Source organism: Humibacillus xanthopallidus (assembly GCF_006717145.1).
GTDB classification, from domain to species: domain Bacteria; phylum Actinomycetota; class Actinomycetes; order Actinomycetales; family Dermatophilaceae; genus Humibacillus; species Humibacillus xanthopallidus.
Genome location: NZ_VFQF01000001.1, coordinates 1271787 through 1290563 on the forward strand (window position 1 = coordinate 1271787; position 18777 = coordinate 1290563).

Below are 18777 nucleotides of genomic sequence, written 5' to 3' on the forward strand. Positions count from 1 at the left end.
GGGTACCGTCGAAGCGTGCTTCGACTCTGGCTGACGCGGCGATGGCTGCTGGGGACCCTCATCGGGATCCTCTTCGCCATCGCGTGCTTCTACCTCGGGCTGTGGCAGTGGCACCGGCACGTCGAGCAGCGCACCAAGGTCGAGGCGATCGGGGCCAACTACGACGCCGCCCCCGTGCCGCTGACCGGGCTCGAGCCGCTGCGCCCCCTCAGCCCCGAGCAGCAGTGGACGCGCGTGACGCTGACCGGCACGTATGCCGCAGGGGAGGACCTGCTCGTGCGCAACCGGACGCTCGACCAGACCGTCGGCTTCGAGGTGCTCACCCCCTTCACGACCGACGGCCGCACGATCCTCGTCGACCGGGGCTGGGTGGCCAACGCCCAGGACGCCGAGACGGCCCCTCCCGTCGACGCACCGCCGACGGGGCAGGTCGCTCTGACGGGCTGGCTGCGAACCGGCGAGCCCCAGCTCGGACGCGATCTGCCACCCCCGCAGCTCGCGAGCATCAGCATCGCGGACGCCCGGGCCGCGCGACCGGAGCTCGCCGCCGACGCCGTCTACGTCGTGCTGGGTGCGCAGCAGCCACCCGTGCTCGCGGGTGAGCACCCGGTGCGGCTGCTCCCCCGGCCGGAGGAGGACCTCGGCCCGCACCAGGCCTACGCCTACCAGTGGTGGCTGTTCATGCCCGGCGCGCTCGTGTTCGTCGTCCTCGCGATGCGTCGCGAGCTCGCGGCCGGGGAGGCCGGTGACGGACCGGAGGGGACCGACGGCCGGGACGCCGACGCAGGCGCCGAGGGTGACGGCCGGCGGGTCGCCGCGGGGCGTCCCGCCAAGGTCAAGAAGGTGCGCATCTGGGACGAGGAGGACGCCTGACGTCCGGGCCGCGTCGTGCTCGAGAAGACCCGAGGCGGGGTCCTCGGTGGGTGCCTCCCCGCATCGAGGCTCAGACAGGGTCGAGGGCGCCTTCGTCGGCCAGCTGGTCCTGCCGGCCCTCGTCGAACTGTGTCGCGTGCAGCACGGCGTAGAGGCCTCCTGCCGCCAGCAGCTCGGCGTGACGCCCGGTCTGCACGACACGACCGTGGTCGAGCACGACGATGAGGTCGGCCTGGCGGATCGTCGAGAGCCGGTGCGCGATGACGATCGAGGTGCGCCCCTCAAGGGCGGCATCGAGGGCGTGCTGCACCGCCACCTCGGACTCGGAGTCGAGGTGGGCCGTCGCCTCGTCGAGCACGACGACGTCGGGCGCCTTGAGCAGCAGCCGCGCGATGGCGAGGCGCTGCTTCTCACCGCCGGAGAGCCGGTGCCCGCGGTCGCCGACGACGGTGTCGAGGCCCTCGGGCAGCTCGTCGACGAGGGCGCTGATCTGCGCCGCACGCAGCGCGGCATGGATCTGCTCGTCGGTGGCCTCCGGGCGCGCGTAGAGCAGGTTGGCCCGGATCGTGTCGTGGAAGAGGTGGGCTTCCTGCGTGACGACGCCGATGCGGTCGCGGAGCGAGGTCATCGTCACGTCGCGCAGGTCGACGCCACCGACCCGGACCGCCCCCGACGTGGGGTCGTAGAGCCGGGCCACGAGCGAGGTGAGCGTCGTCTTGCCGGCACCTGAGGGTCCGACGAGGGCGACGAGCGCGCCAGCGGGCACGGACACCGTGATGTCCTGGAGGACGACCCCACTGCCGCGCCGGTCGCCGGAGGCAACGGACTCGAGGGACGCGAGCGACACCTCGTCTGCGGAGGGGTAGCCGAAGCCGACATGGTCGAGCTCGACCCCGAGCGGGCCGTCCGGCAGGTCGACGGCGTCGGGCTTCTCGGTGACGAGCGGCTGGAGGTCGAGCACCTCGAAGACCCGCTCGAAGGAGATGAGGGCCGTCATGACGTCGACCCGGACGTTGGACAGCGACGTCAACGGCCCGTAGAGCCGGGCGAGCAGGGCCGAGAGGGCGAGCAGGGTTCCGACGGACAGGGTGCCGTTGACCGCCATGATGCCGCCGAAGCCATAGACCATGGCCGTTGCGAGAGCCGCGACGAGGCTGAGCGCTGCGATGAAGATCGTGCGGTTGAACGCGATCTGGACCCCGATGTCGCGCACCCGCCCGGCTCGGTCGGCATACTCCTCCTCCTCACGGGCCGGCGAGCCGAAGAGCTTGACGAGCAGTGCGCCCGCGACGTTGAAGCGCTCCGTCATCCGCGTGCCCATGTCGGCGTTGAGCGTCATCTGGCGGTGGGCGAGCTCGGCGAGGCGCTTGCCCATGAGCTTGGCCGGGATGAGGAAGAGCGGCACGAGCAGCAGCGACCCCAGGGTCAGCTGCCACGACAGGGCGAGCATCGCCGCGACGACGAGCGCCACCGAGACGATGTTGGACACGACGTTGGACAGCACGGAGGTGAAGGCCTGCTGGGCGCCGACGACGTCGTTGTTGAGGCGCGAGACGAGGGAGCCCGTCTGGGCGCGGGTGAAGAAGGCGATCGGCTGGCGCAGGACGTGGGCGAAGACCTGCGTGCGCAGGTCGTTGATGAGTCCCTCGCCGATGCGGGAGGAGTACCACCGCGAGACGACCGTCAACACCGCGTCGAGCACCGCGATGGCCGCGACGAGCAACGACAGGCGGATGACGACCGACGAGTCCTTCGGGATGACACCGTCGTCGACGAGGCTCTTGAGCAGTAGGGGCACCGTGACGACGAGCACCGAGTCGAGCACCACGACGGCGAGGAAGCCGATGATCGCCCGACGGTAGGGGCCGGCATACGTCAGCACGCGTCGGCGCGTGCCTGGCGAGAGCTTGCGCTCGGCGACCGACGAGTCGCGCGACATCGATCGCATCGCCATCCATGGCTGCATGCCCATCCGGTGACCTCCTGTCCTCCCCCGATCCAACCGCGAGGTGGTGACAGCGATTCCCCGGGGGCACCGGCGGGCCCCGACGGGCCGGGGCTCAGCCCGTCGCGCCGCCCATCAGCGCCCGGAGCAGCCCGCTCTGGGCGGAGCGCTCGGCCGCGAGCTGGGTGTCACGGTCGGCGGTGACGGCCGACCGCAACAGCGGTTTGAGTGCCCGCACTGCGGGCTCGGGCGCCGTAAGCACGTGCTGGACGAGCGAGAAGGTCGCCTCGTCGAGGTCTGCCGCCGGCGCGATCGCGTTGACGAGGCCCATCGCGTGTGCCTCCGGGGCGCTCACCCGGCGGCCCGTCGCGCAGATCTCGAGGGCGCGCGCGTAGCCGACGAGGTGGACCAGCGGCCCCGTGCCACCGAGGTCGGGCACGAGGCCGAGGCTCGTCTCGCGCATCGCGAACCACGCCTCGAGCGAGGCCACCCGCAGGTCGGCGGCCAGGGCGAGCTGGAAGCCGGCGCCGATGGCGTAGCCGTGGACCTGGGCGACGACGAGCGCCGGGCACTCCCCCCACGCCGTGAAGCCCTCCTGGTATGCCGCGATGGCCCGGTCCATCGCCTCGGGCCCGTGCGTCGCGACGAGCTCGGCCATGCTCTCCTCGCCCTCGACGCCCACGGGGCCGAACATCGCGGTGTCGATGCCCGCCGAGAACGCCTCGCCCGCCCCGCGGATTACGACGACCCGCACCTCCTCGGGCAGGCTGCGGGCCTCCTCGGCCAGCGCCCGCCAGAGCGAGGGCGTCTGTGCGTTGCGCTTGTCCGGCCGGTCGAGCGTGACGACGCGGACCGGGCCGTCGGTCTCAACGCGCAGGTGGGGGTGCGGGTGGGTGGCGTCAGTCGTCATGGCAGGCAGGCTACCTGCGGCGCGCGCGCCGCCCCCGGCGTCTCTGGTGGCGGGTGGCCGACGTCACGCAGCGGCGGCGACGCGCACGGGCGGCACGACGCGCAGGACACCCCAGCCGGACACCGAGGCCGGCTGGACCAGCTCGACCCGGAAGACGCGCGCACAGTCCAGGCAGGACCACGCGGAGGTGGGGTCCGGGAACGGCGTCACGTCGTCGCCCGCGCAGAACGGGCAGGTGAGGTGGTGATCGGTCGGCATGACACTCAGTGTGCCGAGGCACCATCACGAATACAATAAGCATCCATTATGTGATCCAAACTGTTTGCTTATGCAGGCTGACGCGCGGAGCAGCACGGTGCCACCGACAGAGCCGTGGGCGACCGTCGCCCCTGCGCGTCAGGCCAGGGAGATGAGGTCGAGGTAGTCGGGGCCCCACAGGTCCTCGACGCCGTCGGGCAGGAGCAGGATGCGCTCTGGCTCGAGGGCCTCCACCGCGCCTTCGTCGTGGGTGACGAGCACGACCGCACCCTCGAAGGTCGACAGCGCGCCGAGGATCTCGGCGCGAGAGGCCGGGTCGAGGTTGTTGGTCGGCTCGTCGAGGAGCAGCACGTTGGCGGCGGAGACGACGAGCAGCGCGAGCGAGAGGCGGGTCTTCTCGCCACCGGAGAGGACACCGGCCGGCTTGTGCACGTCGTCGCCGGAGAAGAGGAAGGAGCCGAGCACCTTGCGCACCTCGGTCTCGCCGAGCTCCGGTGCCGCCGACTTCATGTTCTCGAGGACGGTGCGGCCGACGTCGAGGTTCTCGTGCTCCTGGGCGTAGTAGCCGAGGCGCAGCCCGTGGCCGGGCTCGACCTCCCCGGTGTCCGGGGTGTCGACCCCGGCGAGCATCCGCAGCAGAGTGGTCTTGCCGGCGCCGTTGAGACCGAGGACGACGACCTTGCTGCCCCGGTCGATGGCGAGGTCGACGTCCGTGAAGACCTCGAGCGAGCCGTAGGAGCGTGACAGGCCGGACGCCCGCAGCGGCGTCTTGCCGCAGGCTGCAGGCTTCGGGAAGCGGAGCTTGGCCACCTTGTCGGTCTGGCGCTCCCCCTCGACGCCGGCGAGCAGCCGCTCGGCCCGCTTGGCCATGTTCTGGGCCGCCGTCGCCTTGGTGGCCTTGGCCCGCATCTTGTCGGCCTGCGCCATGAGCGCGCCGGCCTTCTTCGTCGCGTTGGCGAGCTCGCGCCTGCGACGCTTCTCGTCGGTCTCGCGGGCCTGGAGGTAGGTCTTCCAGTTGACGTTGTAGACGTCGAGGGCCGAGCGGTTGGCGTCGAGGTGGTAGACCTTGTTGACGACGGCGTCGAGCATCTCGGCGTCGTGGCTGATGATGATGAGCCCGCCCTTGTAGGAGCGGAGGTACTCCCGCAGCCAGACGATCGAGTCGGCGTCGAGGTGGTTGGTCGGCTCGTCGAGGAGCAGGGTCTCGTTGCCGGAGAAGAGGATCCGCGACAGCTCGACGCGACGGCGCTGACCACCAGAGAGGGTGCCGAGCGGCTGGCCGAGGATGCGCTCCTCGAGGTTGAGGGCGCTGGCGATCGACGCGGCCTCGGACTCGGCGGCATACCCGCCCTGGGCCTCGAACTCGGTCTCGAGCCGCGTGTAGGCACGCATCGCCTTCTCGCGCACGGCCTCGTCGTCGCTGCCCATCCGGGCCTCCGCCTCGGAGCGCCGGCGCACGATCTCGTCGAGCCCGCGGGCCGAGAGGATGCGGTCGCGGGCGAGCATCTCGAGGTCGCCGGTGCGGGGGTCCTGCGGGAGGTAGCCGACCGCGCCGGTGCGGGTCACGGTGCCGGCTGCGGGTTGTCCCTCGCCGGCGAGCACCTTGGTCAGGGTCGTCTTGCCTGCTCCGTTGCGCCCGACGAGGCCGATGCGGTCACCGGCATCTATCCGGAAGCTGGCGTCCTCGACGAGCAGGCGCGCCCCAGCGCGCAGCTCGATCCCGGTGGCGACGATCACGGCAGTTCCTCTCTGGTGCCGCACTACGTCAGCGGCCGAATGACCCCTCCATTCTGCCAGCGCCCGAGGGGTGCTCTCGACGCGTTATCCGCCCCGGCCCCATTGGCGTTCGAGGTGATCGCGTCAGCCACCTGGGTCTCGTCATCACCTCGAACCGGAGGGCGCGACGGGCATGAGGACGGAGAACCCCGCACTGTCGCCGCGGATGGCAAGCGGCCGGTGCGGGCCGTCGAGCACGAGCGTCGGCCGCGACCCCGCGACGGCGAGCGCCTCGTGGAGGAACTCGGGGTCGACGTAGACGTCGGCGACACCGTCGGCCCCTGCGTCGTCCCTCACGGCCACGAGCACCGAGCCGTCGCGGACGACGAGCCCGACCGTCTCGCGCTCGACCTGCAGACGGCCACTCAGTCCCCCGGCATCGACGGTCTCCCCCCGCGGCTCCGGCGCGAGGATCGCGCGGTAGTCGGGGAACGAGCCGGGCACGGCTGCCGTCGCGATGAGGTCACCGCCGATGCGCACGCCGACCCCCTCGCCCTGCACGTCGACCTGGACATCGACCTCCACCCGGTTCGGTGCCTCCGCCTCCCTGCACGCTGCGGCGACCCGGTCGGCCCAGTCCACGGGCACAACGACCGCCACGCGGTCCGCCGGCGCGCCGAGCGCGGCCGAGCCGCCAAGGCTCGAGTCGCCAGCGAGAGAGTCGACCGAGCTGACAGCAGGAGCCCAGCCCACGGCGAGCCGGTAGCGGTCGGTCGCGACGCACCGCACCTCCGAGGCGCTCACCTCGAGGAGGATCCCCGTGAGCACCCGCAGGTCCGGCCCGTCGGGCGCGCCGGCCACCGGCTCGCCCGGCGCGACCGCGAAGCGCACCGAGGCGAGCGCCGCGGCGAGGTCACCGGCGCGCACCGTGACCCGAGGGAGCCCACCTGCGACGGCGCCACGCTCGGCCAGCAGCGCGAGGGTGCGCACGATCTCACGACGGGCGTCGGCGAGCCCGTCGACGAGACGCTGCTCGTGGGCCGTGACGACGTCGGCCGCGGCTCCGGACGCACCGCGCGCGTCCTCGTCGAGCACGAGCGCGGCCTCGGCGAGCGGCATACCGACCCGGCGCAGCGACGCGAGCAGGCGGGCCGCGCGGACCTGCGCAGCGGCATACCTCCGGTAGCCCGTCAGGGCGTCGACGTCGGCGGGCACGAGCACGCCCTCACGGTCGTAGAAGCGCAGCGCACTCGCGCTGAGGCCGCTGCGACGGGCGAGCTCGCCGATGGTCAGAAGGCGGTCGGGATCCGGGCGGGAGGGAGCTTGCATGACGAGAAGACTGGGCCCTGCACCGGGTCGAAGGTCAAGACCCGTAACCGCGCCGACACAACGATGCACCACGATGTGCCCATGAACAGCCCCCTGCCCCCCGGTGAACCGCTGGGCGCCGAGCACGCCCGGCTGAACGAGTCGGCGGGCGCCGACGCCCCGTGGCGCCGCTGGGGCCCCTACCTCTCGGGCCGGCAGTGGGGCACGGTGCGCGAGGACTACTCGGCCGAGGGCAACGCGTGGTCGGAGTTCCCGTTCGACCACGCCGTGTCACGGGCCTACCGCTGGGGCGAGGACGGGCTGGGCGGCATCAGCGACCGCTTCGGCTTCCTCAACGTCGCCGTCGCCCTTTGGAACGGCAAGGACCCCATCCTCAAGGAGCGCCTCTTCGGCCTCACCAACGAGGAGGGCAACCACGGCGAGGACGCCAAGGAGTACTGGTGGGCCGTCGACGGCACGCCCACGCACTCGTGGATGCAGTGGCTCTACCGCTACCCGCAGCAGGAGTTCCCCTACGAGCAACTGCGCCGCGAGAACCGCGAGCGCACCCGTGACGAGCGCGAGTTCGAGCTCGGCGACACCGGGATCCTCGACGACCACGAGTTCTTCGACGTCATGATGACCTACGCCAAGGCCGGCCCCGACGACGTCTGCATCCGCATCACCGCGACCAACCACGGGCCCGAGGCCGCACCGCTGCACGTCCTCCCGACGGTCTGGCTGCGCAACACGTGGTCCTGGGGCCTCGACGACCGCGTCACCGAGCTGCACGAGATCCGGCGCAACGGGCGCCCGCCGCGCGGATTCCGCGCGGCCGAGGTCTCGCACGGCTTCCTCGGGCACTACGTCATCGCCGCCGCCGGCTCCCCGACGGCGCTCTTCTGCGACAACGAGACCAACGCCAAGCACCTCTTCGGCGAGCAGGCCCTCGCCAACCAGTCGCTCTATCCCAAGGACGCCATCAACCAGCGGGTCGTGCACGGGCGCGCCAAGGCGGTCAACCCCGCTGGCTACGGCAGCAAGTGCGCCTTCTGGTACCGCTTCGACTCGATCGCCCCCGGCGAGACGGTCACCGTCGACCTGCGGCTCGCGACCACCGACCCGAGCATCGACTGGTTCGGCGAGCAGTTCGACGCGGTGATGGACGCCCGCCTGACCGAGGCCGACGAGTTCTACGGCCACGTCATCCACCCCTCCCTGAGCGAGGGCGACCGGCACGTCGCTCGTCGTGCGTATGCCGGCCTGCTCTGGGGCAAGCAGCTCTACCGCTACGACGTGGCCCGGTGGATGGAGGGCGACCCCGCCGCGCCGCCGCCGCCGGCCTCGCGGCAGAAGGGCCGCAACGAGCACTGGAAGCACCTCGCCCTCGCCGACGTCATCTCGATGCCCGACGAGTGGGAGTACCCGTGGTTCGCCGCGTGGGACCTCGCCTTCCACACGATCCCGCTCGCGCACGTCGACCCGGCGTTCGCCAAGGAGCAGCTTGTCCTCATGTGCCGGGAGTGGGCGATGGCCCCGAACGGCCAGCTGCCCGCCTACGAGTGGGAGTTCAGCGACGTCAACCCCCCTGTGCACGCCTGGGCGGCCTGGCACGTCTACCGCATCGACGGCTACCGCGACCGCGAGTTCCTCACCCGCGTCTTCACCAAGCTGCTGCTCAACTTCGCGTGGTGGGTCAACCGCAAGGACGCCAACGGCTCCAACCTCTTCGAGGGTGGCTTCCTCGGCATGGACAACATCGGGCTGTTCAACCGCTCCGCTCCCCTGCCGCCCGGCTTCCGGCTCGAGCAGAGCGACGCGACGAGCTGGATGGCCTTCTACTGCCAGCAGATGCTGAAGATCGCGCTCGAGCTCGCCCGCACCGACAAGGCCTGGGACGACGTCGCGACGAAGTTCCTCGAGCACTTCCTCTCGATCGCCCAGGCGATGCGCCACTTCGGCTCGAGCGACAAGAGCCTCTGGCACGAGGAGGACGGCTTCTACTACGACGTCCTCGTGCAGCCCGACGGCACGGCGCCGCACATGCGGGTGCGCTCGATGGTCGGCCTGCTGCCGATCCTCGGCGCGACCGAGGTGCCGCCGTGGGTCGTCGACGAGTGCCCGGACGTCACCCGCAACTTCCGATGGCTGCAGGAGCGCCGGCCCGACCTCGTCAAGCCGATGCTCGGCCGCGACGACGGCAAGATGCTGCTCACTCTCGTGCCGCCCAAGCGGCTGCGGCGCATCCTCGAGCGGATGTTCGACACCGACGAGTTCCTCTCCCCCTTCGGCATCCGCTCGCTCTCGGCGGCCACCCGCGAGGCCGTGACGGCGACGGTGGGCGGCCGGACCGTGTCGATCGAGTACGAGCCCGGCGAGTCGCGCACCGCGATGTTCGGCGGCAACTCCAACTGGCGCGGCCCCGTGTGGTTCCCCGTCAACGTGCTGCTCGCCGACAAGCTGCGCACCTACGGCCGCTACTTCGGCGACTCCTTCACCATCGAGCTGCCGACCGGCTCGGGCAACTGGGGCACCCTCGAGGACGCCGCCGACCTCATCGACGGCGGGCTCACCGCGCTCTTCCGACCCGTCGACGGTCGGCGCCCCTCCGACGGCAAGCGCATCGAGTCGTCGCCCGACCCGCTGTGGAGCCAGCACCCCACCTTCTCCGAGTACTTCGACGGTGACACCGGCGAGGGGCTCGGGGCGACGCACCAGACGGGCTGGACCGCCCTCGTCTCCCACCTGCTCAACCCCCGGCTGCCCCCCGACCCGCGCACGATGGGCTGGGGCTGAGCCACCCGGCATACCGCGTCGGCTCGTCGGGCCCCCGGGCCGCTCGCAACCGCGCCGGTATGCCGCCCGGCGGGGTGACGTGTCGGGAGGCGCGGTCGCGCTCGGGTAGCGTGAGCGACCGTGAACGCCCCCATCACGGTCCGTGACATCTCCGCGGAGGAGCACCTCGCCTGGCTGCGCACGCAGCCGGCGGCGAGCTTCCTGCAGACCCCGGCGTGGGGCGAGGTGAAGCGCGACTGGCGGCACGAGTCGGTCGGGTGGTTCGACGGCGACGAGATGGTCGGCGCGGCGCTCGTGCTCCACCGGTCGCTGCCGCGCGTCAAGCGGTCGCTCGCCTACGTGCCCGAGGGCCCGTGCATCGACTGGGCGTCCCCCCGGCTCGTCGAGCTGCTGCGCGCGCTGCGCGACCACCTCAAGGGCAAGGGCGCCTTCGCCCTGCGGATCGGGCCGCCGGTGGCGACCCACCACTGGGGGGCGACCGCCATCAAGGAGGCGATCGCGAGCGACACCGTGCGCCGCTACGACGAGGCACCGCCGACGACCACCGACGCGGTCGGCGTCAACGTCGTCGACACGCTGGCGCGGCTGGGCTTCCGGCACCTGTCGGTCGACGACGGCTTCACGGCAGGGCAGCCCGAGTACGTCTTCCAGGTGCCCCTCGCGGGCCGCACCGAGGCCGACCTGCTCGCGGGCATGAACCAGCTGTGGCGGCGCAACATCAAGAAGACCGAGCGAAACGGCGTGCAGGTGCGGGTCGGCGACGCGAGCGACGTCGCGGCCTTCCACCGCGTCTACGTCGAGACCGCCGAGCGCGACCGCTTCACCCCGCGCGGGCGCGAGTACTTCGAACACATGTATGCCGTGATGTCGGCCGAGGACCCCGAGCGGATCCGTGTCTACCTCGCCGAGCACGAGGGCGACGTCCTCGCGGCCACGATCTGGATCCGGGTCGGCGAGCACGCCTGGTACTCCTACGGTGCGTCGACCGCGGCCAAGCGCGAGCTGCAGGCCTCGACGGCCATCCAGTGGCGGATGATGCGCGACTCGCTCGCCGCCGGGGCGACCGTCTACGACCTGCGCGGCATCACCAACACCGTCGCCGCCGACAACCCGCACATCGGCCTCATCCGCTTCAAGGTCGGCACCGGTGGTGAGGCAGTGCGCCTTGCGGGCGAGTGGGACCTCCCGCTGAATCGCTTGCTCTACAAGGCTTTCGACCTCTACATGAAGCGGCGGTGAGCTCTCGTGTCCTTCGTGCTGCACGTTGACGGTGAGCGCTGGCGAGCCGGGCTCGACCGGTTCGTCGCCGGGCACCCCGGTGTCGTGCCGGTCATTAAGGGCAACGGCTACGGCTTCGGCCGAGACCTGCTCTGCGCCGAGGCCTCGCGGCTCGGTGTGCCGATGATCGCCGTCGGCACCTACGTCGAGGCGCCCACGGCCCTCGCCGCCTTCGGGCGGGACGTGCTCGTCATGGAGCCCTTCCGGCCGGCCGTGCACGGAGGGCTGACCGACCTCGCGAACCGGCGGCTCGTGCACACGGTGACGGCTAGGACCGACCTCGAGGCGCTCCGGACCGTGGAGCCGGCCGCGCGCGTCGTCGTCGAGGGGCTCACGTCGATGAACCGTTTCGGCGCTCCGGTGGCCGAGGTCGGTGCCCTCGCCGACCAGGCGGGCGCCGAGGGCGTGACGCTCCACCTGCCTCTCGGCACGGGCCACGTCGAGGAGATCAGCCGCTTCGTCTCCGCGGTGCCCGGAGTGCGGCGCTGGTTCGTCTCCCACGTGTCGGCGGCGGAGCTCGCCACCCTCGCCGCGCGGCATACGGACGTGGAGCTGCTGCCCCGCATCGGAACGGCGCTCTGGTATGCCGACCCGGCCTCCTACGAGGTGCGCGCCCACGTCCTCGACGTGCGACCGGTCGCCAGGGGCGACCACGCCGGCTACCGCCAGCGGTCACTTCCGGGCGGCCACCTCGTCGTCGTCAGCGGCGGCACGTCGCACGGTGTCGCCATGGAGAGCCCGTCGTCGGCCGCGACCGCGCGCACGCGTGCCATCGCCGTCGCGGAGGGCGTGCTCGAGGCCGCCCACCGGGTGCGCTCACCCTTCACCGTGTCGGGCACGATGCCCCGCTTCGCCGAGCCGCCGCACATGCAGTGCAGCCTGCTCGTGCTGCCCGACGGCGTCGCTCCCCCACGGGTAGGCGACGAGGTGACCGTCCGGATGCGCCTCACGACGACCACCCCGGACGCCGTCGTCGTCTCCTGATGTCGCACGGGGCTGCCGGAGCCACCTGACGCCGCCGGACGCCACTCACTTATCCGTATCCTGAGAGGGAACGAGAGGTCGGTGAGCCCGCCGATGCCCATCGAACGTGTCAGTGCCAACGACGCGACGACGTTGGCGACCGACCGCGGACCCGCCCCGATGAACATCGGGGTCCTCCTGCGCGTCGACCGCGGGGCCGAGCTGTCCTTCGACGACGTCCGCGGGCTCCTGAGCTCCCGGGTGCCTCTGGTGCCACGCCTCCGTCAGCGCATCGAGACCACCCCGCCGGGCTGCGGACGGCCCATCTGGGTGGACGCGGCGGACTTCGACCTGCGCCACCACCTCCAGCAGACCGCCTTGGTGGAGGCTGCGGGCACTGCCGAGGCCCTCACTGCCACAGCCGATCTCGTCTGCGCTCCACTCCCCGGTGACCGCCCTCTCTGGGCCGCTCGCTGGGTGACCGGTTTCGAGGACGGCTCGGCCGCGCTCGTCATCAGTGCCCACCACTGCCTCGCTGACGGTCTCGGGGGTCTGGCCGTTCTCGCGGCTCTCTGCGACGAGGGAGCCCTCGGCGAATCCGTGAGCCGGCCGTTCCCGAGCCCGCCACCTCGCGCGCGTGAGGTGGCGACCGATGCCTGGCGGGCCCGCCGGCAGGCGCTCCGTCGTCTGCCCTCCCGGCTGGCCGACACCACGGCCGGGGTCCGCGAGCTGGCCGGGGCGCCCCGACGCCCGCGCCTGGCGGAGCGCACCTCGATCAACCGGCCCACGGGGCCGCACCGCCGGCTCACCACGGTAGAGACCCCACTGGATGCCCTTGTGGCCGCTGCTCACGCGCACGGCTGCACCGTCAACGACCTCGTCCTGTGCGCCGTCGCCGGAGCGGTCGGCGCGCTGCTGCGCTCCCGACGGGAGCACGTGACAGAGCTCGTCGCCTCGGTGCCCGTCTCCGAGCGGCGGGCTGCCTCCGCCCAACGGCTGGGCAACCACAACGGCGTCATGGCGCTGGCCCTTCCGCTCGTCGTCGACCGCGACGAGCGCCTGCGCCGGATCGCGGCGCTGACGGCCGACCGCCTGCGCGCCGAGCGCGGCACGTCGTCCGTTCCGCTCGGCCTGGGCTTCAGGGCGCTGGCACGCCTCGGCGCGTTCCAGCCCTTCATCGACCACCAGCGCCTGGTCCACACCTTCGTGACGAACGTGCGGGGTCCGCGCGTCCCGTGGCACGTCGGTGGCCGCCCGGTCACCTCGGTCGTCCCGGTGGCGGTCACGCCGGGCAACGTCGGGGTGAGCTTCGACGTGCTGTCGTATGCCGGCCGGCTGACCGTCAGCGTCGTGGCCGATCCGGCTGCGGTGCCGGACCAGGACGTCCTCACGGCTTCCCTCGCCGCCGAGCTGGCGCAGATCGGGGCGTGAGGCCGGCCCGCGACGGGCCCACGCGAGGACCCGTCGCAGGAGGGCGCCCGCCGGGTACGACACCCTCATGGCAGCATTCGGCGACGCGTCCTCGCACACTATGGTGATCTCGACGGGGCCGGGGAGGCCCTCGGTCCCCAGCACGAGGAGCGGTAGATGAGCTTCAACGACAACGCCCAGCTCGACACGTCACAGGTCGAGTCCGGCGGCAGCAGCCGTGGCGGCGGGGGTGGCGGGGGCTTCCCCGGCGGCATCCAGGTCGGCGGCGGCATCGGCGGGCTGATCCTGCTCATCCTCACCCTGATCTTCGGCGGCAACGTGCTCGGTGGCGGCGACTCCGGCAGCTCGGGCTCCGCTGGAGGCTCCTCCCAGCAGCTGCAGACCGACCAGGTCGCAGCGGCCGGTCAGGTGCCCAGCTCGGCCTTCGCCGCGTGCAAGTCGGGCGCCGACGCCAACAAGAACGACGTGTGCCTCATCGTCGGCACGGTCAACAGCGTGCAGGACTACTGGACCAAGCAGCTGCCGAAGTACCAGATGAACTACGAGCCGGCCAAGACCGTCATCTACCAGGGCCAGACCCGTTCGGGCTGCGGCACCGCCAACTCTCAGGTCGGCCCGTTCTACTGCCCGCTCGACAACAAGGTCTACGTCGACGCGAGCTTCTTCCAGGAGCTCCAGAGCAAGTTCGGCGCTGACGGGGGCCAGCTGGCCAAGGAGTACGTCATCGCGCACGAGTACGGCCACCACATCCAGAACCTCCTCGGCATCCTGAACCGCGCGCAGCAGGACCCCCAGGGCCCCAACTCGGGCGCCGTGCGCGTCGAGCTCATGGCCGACTGCCTCGCCGGCACCTGGGTCAAGCACGCCACCGAGACCACCGATGCCGCAGGCAACCCCCTGCTCAAGCCGATCACGCAGGACGACATAAAGTCGGCCCTGTCCGCAGCCTCCGCCGTCGGCGACGACCGCATCCAGGAGAAGATGCAGGGCCGCGTCACTCCCGAGAACTGGACCCACGGCTCGGCCGAGGCCCGGATGAAGTGGTTCTCGCAGGGATACCGCACCGGAGACATCAACCAGTGCAACACCTTCGGGGTCGACACCGTCTCGTGACCTGACACGACCGGCATTCCGCCCCAGAGGGCCGGAGGGATCCCTAATGTTCTCCCGCCGGCTCCCACACGAGGGGCCAACGACAACTGGAGAATCATCTGATGGCCTCGCTGTCCACCGTCGCGACCCTCGTCGCCGACACCACCACGACCTCCGCGCAGACCGGCCCGGCCTTCGTCGGCGGCCTCCTCGGCTACGTCATCGCCGCCGTTGCGCTGATGGGCGTCTTCCGCAAGGCAGGTGAGCCCGCCTGGGCCGCTTGGGTGCCGTTCTACAACTCGTACGTCATCACCCGCATCGCCGGCTACAACCCGTGGATGTTCCTGCTGCTGTTCATCCCGATCGTCAACTTCGTGTTCTCGATCATGATCGCTCTCGGTGTCGGACGCGCGTTCGGCAAGGGCGGCGCCTTCAGCTTCTTCCTGCTGTGGCTGCTCGCGATCATCGGCTACTTCGTCGTGGGCTACGGCAGCGCTCAGTTCGTCGGCCGTGGGGGCGCCCCCGCCCTCGGCGGCGACAAGCGCCAAGCGCTCGTCTGACCTGCCCGACGGACCGGTGACGGCCCCTCCCGCGCCTCCTCGCGCCGGAGGGGCCGTTGCGTCATCAGGGTGTGGGTGTCTCGGTGAGGGCGATGCGGACAGCCCGGCCCCGCCGGAGCGCGGTCTCGAGAACGTCGCGCTTCGGGTCTGGCAGGTCGTAGAGCTCACGGGTGGGCAGCCCCCGGAGGGCGCGCAGGGCCGACGCCTCGAGCACCTCGCGCACGAGGGCGCGGTCTCCCCCGACGACGAGACCACGAGGTATGCCGGGTGCTCCCTCGCGGGGTGACTCGTCGTCGCCGAGGAGCACCCGTCGCGCATGGCCGATCACCGCGTCGACGAGCTCGTCGGCCTGCTTGCCGCGCCGCCGCGCGAAGCGCTGCTGCGACCAGCCCCCCGCCGCGGTGCGCGACTGCACGTGGCGGCTACCGACCTTGGACGCCGTGAACGCGCCGGCGGAGGCCAACCCCACGGCATACCCTCCTCGGCGAACGAGGATGACACCGAGCGGCTCGTGCGCGAACGGCGTTGCCACGACGGTGGATCCGTCAGCAGCGCGCGCAGACACGACGACGCCACCGGGAGTGGGCTCCTCGGTGGCGTCGGTGTGGCCGTGGCGCTCGGCGAAGCCGGCGAGCCAGCGGTCGAGCCGCTCCGGGTCGACCTCGATGACGCGTGTCGGAGACGTCATCGGTGCGGTCGGCTCAGTCGGCGGTCGGCAGAGCGTGGATCAGAGGTTGAAGCCGAGTGCCCGCAGCTGGTCGCGGCCGTCCTCGGTGATCTTGTCGGGGCCCCACGGCGGCATCCACACCCAGTTGATGCGGTGGGAGGCGACGAGTCCCTCGAGGGCCTGGGCCGCCTGGTCCTCGATGACATCGGTGAGGGGACAGGCCGCCGACGTCAGGGTCATGTCGATGACGGCGTGCGACTGACCGTCGACGGTGATGCCGTAGATGAGGCCGAGGTCGACGACGTTGATGCCGAGCTCGGGGTCGACGACGTCGCGCAGGGCTTCCTCGACGTCGGCGACGTTGGTCGGGGACTGCTGGCTCGTCTGACTCATGACGAGACTCCTTGTCTGGTGGTCGAATCGGTGGTCGTCGTGCTGATGTCGACACCGCTGCGGGCGAGGGCGTCGGTGAACGCGGTCCAACCGAGCAGGGCGCACTTGACGCGGGCGGGGTACTTCGAGACGCCCGAGAGGGCCACGCCGTCGCCGATGACGGTCTCGTCGCCGGTCACCGTGCCCCTCGACGTCAGCATCTCGCGCATCGCGGCGAAGGTCTCGAGGGCCTCGCCAACGGTGTGGCCGATGACCTCGTCGGCGAGCACCGAGGCGCTGGCGACGGAGATCGAGCAGCCTTGTGCCGCATAGGAGACGTCGCGAACCACGGCGTCGTCACCCGCGCCGGTCACGTCGACGCGGAGGGTCACCTCGTCGCCGCACGTCGGGTTGATGTGGTGCACCTCGGCATCGAAGGGCTCGCGGAGTCCGGCGTGGTGCGGCCGCTTGGAGTGCTCGAGGATGAGCTCCTGGTAGAGGTCCATCAGCTGGCCGCCCTCTCGAGGTCGAGACCGAAGACGACGGGCACCCGGTCGAGCGCCTCGACCAGGGCGTCGACCTCGGCCGTCGTGTTGTAGACCGCGAACGAGGCGCGGGTCGTCGCTGCGGCGCCGACCGCGCGGTGCAGGGGCCACGCGCAGTGGTGGCCGACCCGGACGGCGACACCGGCGTCGTCGAGCACCTGACCGACGTCGTGGGCGTGCACTCCGTCGACGACGAAGGCCACCGCACCGCCGCGGAGCTGACCGGCTGCGGGCCCCACGACGCGGACCCACGGACGCTTGGCTAGAGCGGAGAGGAGGCGCTCCACGAGGGCGGCCTCGTGGGCGTGGATGCGCTCGATGCCGACCGCCTCGATCCAGCGGACCGCGGCGGCGAGGCCGACGGCCTGGGCGGCGTTGGGCACACCGGCCTCGAACTTCTGCGGCGCGGGCGCATAGGTCGATCGCTCCATCGTGACGAGCTCGATCATCGAACCACCCGTGAGGAAGGGCGGCATGACCTCGAGCAGCTCGGCCCGCCCCCACAGCACCCCGACCCCCATCGGGCCGTACATCTTGTGGCCGCTGAAGGCGATGAAGTCGGCTCCGAGCGTCGCGACGTCGACCGGCAGGTGCGGCACCGACTGGCAGGCGTCGACGACGACGAGGGCTCCCACGGCGTGCGCTCGAGCCGCGAGCTCGGTGACGGGGTTGACCGTGCCGAGCACGTTGGAGACGTGCGTGACGGCGAAGACCTTGGTGCGCTCGGTCAGCAGGTCGCCCAGGCCGCTGAGGTCGAGCGCGCCGTCTGCCTCGGCCGGGATCCAGCGCAGCGTGGCACCGGTGCGCCGGGCGAGCTCCTGCCACGGCACGAGGTTCGCGTGGTGCTCCATCTCGGTCACGAGGATCTCGTCACCGGGACGCAGCACGAAGCGCTCGTCCTTGGCGTCCTCGCTCGGCGACGCGTTGGAGAACGCGTAGGCGACGAGGTTGATCGCCTCGGTGGCGTTCTTCGTGAAGACGACCTCGTCGGCAGGTGCGCCCACGAAGGACGCGACCGTTGCACGGGCGACCTCGAAGTCGTCGGTCGCCTCCTCGGCCAGCTGGTGCGCGCCGCGGTGGACCGCAGCGTTGTGCTGCTCGTAGAACGCCCGCTCGGCGTCGAGCACCGCGACCGGCTTGTGCGAGGTGGCCCCGGAGTCGAGGTAGACGAGGGGCCGGCTGTCGCGCACGGTGCGCGTCAGGATCGGGAACTCGCCGCGTAGTGCGGTGAGCTCCTGATCCGTGAACGGCGCTGTCGCAGAAGTCATCTCGGGGTGATCCTCAGGCCTGGGCGGCCGGGACGGTCGTCGCGTAGCGGTCGTAGCCCTCGTCCTCGAGGCGGTCGGCCAGCTCGGGGCCACCCTCCTCGACGATCTTGCCGTCGACGAACACGTGCACGAAGTCCGGCTTGATGTAGCGCAGGATCCGCGTGTAGTGGGTGATGAGGAGCACGCCGAGCCCGCTCGCGTCCTTCGCGCGGTTGACGCCCTCGGACACGATCTTGAGCGCGTCGACGTCGAGGCCGGAGTCGGTCTCGTCGAGGATCGCGATCTTCGGCTGGAGCAGCTCCATCTGGAGGATCTCGTGGCGCTTCTTCTCGCCGCCGGAGAAGCCCTCGTTGACGCTGCGCTCGGCGAAGGCGGGGTCCATCTTGAGGTTGCCCATGGCCGTCTTGACGTCCTTGACCCACGTGCGCAGCTTGGGGGCCTCGCCGTCGACGGCCGTCTTGGCGGTGCGCAGGAAGTTGCTGACCGTGACGCCGGGGACCTCGACGGGGTACTGCATCGCGAGGAAGAGGCCGGCGCGGGCGCGCTCGTCGACGGACATGGCGAGCACGTCCTCGCCGTCGAGGGTCACGGTGCCGCCCGTGACGGTGTACTTGGGGTGGCCCGCGACGCTGTAGGCGAGCGTCGACTTGCCGGAGCCGTTGGGGCCCATGATGGCGTGCGTCTCGCCCGACTTCACGGTGAGGTCGACCCCGCGCAGGATCTCCTTGGGGCCGTCCTCGGTCTCGACCGAGACGGTGAGTCCCTTGATCTCGAGCGTGTGCTGGGTGCTCATCG

General features: G+C 71.4%; 17 protein-coding genes. 7 read left to right on the forward strand and 10 right to left on the reverse strand.

The window, feature by feature from the left end:
- Positions 1–15: 15 nt before the first annotated feature.
- Complete coding sequence (locus FHX52_RS05730; protein ID WP_141820707.1) at positions 16–873, forward strand: SURF1 family cytochrome oxidase biogenesis protein; 858 nt, start codon at positions 16–18, stop codon at positions 871–873.
- Between the two features lie 70 nt (positions 874–943).
- Here the strand turns inward: FHX52_RS05730 and FHX52_RS05735 are convergent, their stop codons facing one another.
- The 5 genes from FHX52_RS05735 to FHX52_RS05755 all read right to left on the reverse strand — a co-directional run bounded on the left by FHX52_RS05735 (position 944) and on the right by FHX52_RS05755 (position 7031).
- Entirely contained in the window at positions 944–2845 is a 1902-nt protein-coding gene (locus FHX52_RS05735; protein ID WP_141820709.1) for an ABC transporter ATP-binding protein, read from the reverse strand.
- An 88-nt stretch (positions 2846–2933) separates the two neighbouring features.
- Positions 2934–3728 carry an enoyl-CoA hydratase/isomerase family protein gene (locus FHX52_RS05740; RefSeq protein ID WP_141820711.1) on the reverse strand — a complete coding sequence of 265 codons (795 nt, stop codon included), beginning with the start codon at positions 3726–3728 and terminating at the stop codon, positions 2934–2936.
- A gap of 63 nt (positions 3729–3791) precedes the next feature.
- Positions 3792–3986 (reverse strand): hypothetical protein, encoded by a 195-nt coding sequence (locus tag FHX52_RS05745; RefSeq protein WP_141820713.1) that lies wholly within the window; start codon positions 3984–3986, stop codon positions 3792–3794.
- 138 nt (positions 3987–4124) lie between these two features.
- On the reverse strand, positions 4125–5723 hold the full coding sequence (locus FHX52_RS05750) for an ABC-F family ATP-binding cassette domain-containing protein (RefSeq protein ID WP_141820715.1): 1599 nt from the start codon (positions 5721–5723) through the stop codon (positions 4125–4127).
- Positions 5724–5867: 144 nt separating this feature from the next.
- A complete protein-coding gene (locus FHX52_RS05755) occupies positions 5868–7031 on the reverse strand; it encodes a MerR family transcriptional regulator (RefSeq protein ID WP_141820717.1) in 1164 nt (387 codons plus the stop codon).
- Between the two features lie 81 nt (positions 7032–7112).
- Between FHX52_RS05755 and FHX52_RS05760 the strand changes: the two genes are divergently transcribed.
- From FHX52_RS05760 to FHX52_RS05785, 6 genes are all read left to right on the forward strand, one after another.
- On the forward strand, positions 7113–9806 hold the full coding sequence (locus FHX52_RS05760) for an MGH1-like glycoside hydrolase domain-containing protein (protein ID WP_141820719.1): 2694 nt from the start codon (positions 7113–7115) through the stop codon (positions 9804–9806).
- 120 nt (positions 9807–9926) lie between these two features.
- Complete coding sequence (locus FHX52_RS05765) at positions 9927–11045, forward strand: lipid II:glycine glycyltransferase FemX (protein WP_141820721.1); 1119 nt, start codon at positions 9927–9929, stop codon at positions 11043–11045.
- Between the two features lie 6 nt (positions 11046–11051).
- Positions 11052–12068 (forward strand): alanine racemase, encoded by a 1017-nt coding sequence (locus FHX52_RS05770; RefSeq protein WP_141820723.1) that lies wholly within the window; start codon positions 11052–11054, stop codon positions 12066–12068.
- Between the two features lie 93 nt (positions 12069–12161).
- Positions 12162–13478 (forward strand): wax ester/triacylglycerol synthase domain-containing protein, encoded by a 1317-nt coding sequence (locus FHX52_RS05775; RefSeq protein WP_141820725.1) that lies wholly within the window; start codon positions 12162–12164, stop codon positions 13476–13478.
- A 156-nt stretch (positions 13479–13634) separates the two neighbouring features.
- On the forward strand, positions 13635–14591 hold the full coding sequence (ypfJ, locus tag FHX52_RS05780; RefSeq protein WP_141820727.1) for a KPN_02809 family neutral zinc metallopeptidase: 957 nt from the start codon (positions 13635–13637) through the stop codon (positions 14589–14591).
- 101 nt (positions 14592–14692) lie between these two features.
- The gene (locus tag FHX52_RS05785; protein WP_141820729.1) at positions 14693–15130 is read left to right on the forward strand and encodes a DUF5684 domain-containing protein; all 438 of its coding nucleotides are present in this window, start codon (positions 14693–14695) and stop codon (positions 15128–15130) included.
- 64 nt (positions 15131–15194) lie between these two features.
- On the opposite strand, the gene FHX52_RS05790 is transcribed toward FHX52_RS05785, so the two are convergent.
- The 5 genes from FHX52_RS05790 to sufC are packed head-to-tail and all read right to left on the reverse strand — an operon-like array spanning position 15195 to position 18775.
- Positions 15195–15818, reverse strand: coding sequence for an acVLRF1 family peptidyl-tRNA hydrolase (locus tag FHX52_RS05790; RefSeq protein ID WP_141820731.1), 624 nt, complete (start codon positions 15816–15818; stop codon positions 15195–15197).
- Positions 15819–15857: 39 nt separating this feature from the next.
- Positions 15858–16190 carry a metal-sulfur cluster assembly factor gene (locus FHX52_RS05795; RefSeq protein ID WP_141820733.1) on the reverse strand — a complete coding sequence of 111 codons (333 nt, stop codon included), beginning with the start codon at positions 16188–16190 and terminating at the stop codon, positions 15858–15860.
- The gene (sufU, locus tag FHX52_RS05800; RefSeq protein WP_141820735.1) at positions 16187–16675 is read right to left on the reverse strand and encodes a Fe-S cluster assembly sulfur transfer protein SufU; all 489 of its coding nucleotides are present in this window, start codon (positions 16673–16675) and stop codon (positions 16187–16189) included. The genes FHX52_RS05795 and sufU overlap by 4 nt, the downstream gene beginning before the upstream one ends.
- Positions 16675–17982 carry a SufS family cysteine desulfurase gene (locus FHX52_RS05805; protein ID WP_141820737.1) on the reverse strand — a complete coding sequence of 436 codons (1308 nt, stop codon included), beginning with the start codon at positions 17980–17982 and terminating at the stop codon, positions 16675–16677. Before FHX52_RS05805 ends, sufU begins: the two co-directional genes overlap by 1 nt.
- A gap of 13 nt (positions 17983–17995) precedes the next feature.
- Positions 17996–18775, reverse strand: a complete 780-nt coding sequence (gene sufC, locus FHX52_RS05810) for a Fe-S cluster assembly ATPase SufC (RefSeq protein ID WP_141820739.1) — start codon at positions 18773–18775, stop codon at positions 17996–17998.
- Positions 18776–18777 lie beyond the last annotated feature (2 nt).

Coding starts and splice junctions, on each gene's coding strand:
- FHX52_RS05735 (WP_141820709.1), bottom strand. CDS start 2,845: ATGGGCATGCAGCCATGGATGGCGATGCGATCGATGTCGCGCGACTCG.
- FHX52_RS05740 (WP_141820711.1), bottom strand. CDS start 3,728: ATGACGACTGACGCCACCCACCCGCACCCCCACCTGCGCGTTGAGACC.
- FHX52_RS05745 (WP_141820713.1), bottom strand. CDS start 3,986: ATGCCGACCGATCACCACCTCACCTGCCCGTTCTGCGCGGGCGACGAC.
- FHX52_RS05755 (WP_141820717.1), bottom strand. CDS start 7,031: ATGCAAGCTCCCTCCCGCCCGGATCCCGACCGCCTTCTGACCATCGGC.
- FHX52_RS05760 (WP_141820719.1), top strand. CDS start 7,113: ATGAACAGCCCCCTGCCCCCCGGTGAACCGCTGGGCGCCGAGCACGCC.
- FHX52_RS05775 (WP_141820725.1), top strand. CDS start 12,162: ATGCCCATCGAACGTGTCAGTGCCAACGACGCGACGACGTTGGCGACC.
- ypfJ (WP_141820727.1), top strand. CDS start 13,635: ATGAGCTTCAACGACAACGCCCAGCTCGACACGTCACAGGTCGAGTCC.
- FHX52_RS05785 (WP_141820729.1), top strand. CDS start 14,693: ATGGCCTCGCTGTCCACCGTCGCGACCCTCGTCGCCGACACCACCACG.
- FHX52_RS05790 (WP_141820731.1), bottom strand. CDS start 15,818: ATGACGTCTCCGACACGCGTCATCGAGGTCGACCCGGAGCGGCTCGAC.
- FHX52_RS05795 (WP_141820733.1), bottom strand. CDS start 16,190: ATGAGTCAGACGAGCCAGCAGTCCCCGACCAACGTCGCCGACGTCGAG.
- sufU (WP_141820735.1), bottom strand. CDS start 16,675: ATGGACCTCTACCAGGAGCTCATCCTCGAGCACTCCAAGCGGCCGCAC.
- FHX52_RS05805 (WP_141820737.1), bottom strand. CDS start 17,982: ATGACTTCTGCGACAGCGCCGTTCACGGATCAGGAGCTCACCGCACTA.
- sufC (WP_141820739.1), bottom strand. CDS start 18,775: ATGAGCACCCAGCACACGCTCGAGATCAAGGGACTCACCGTCTCGGTC.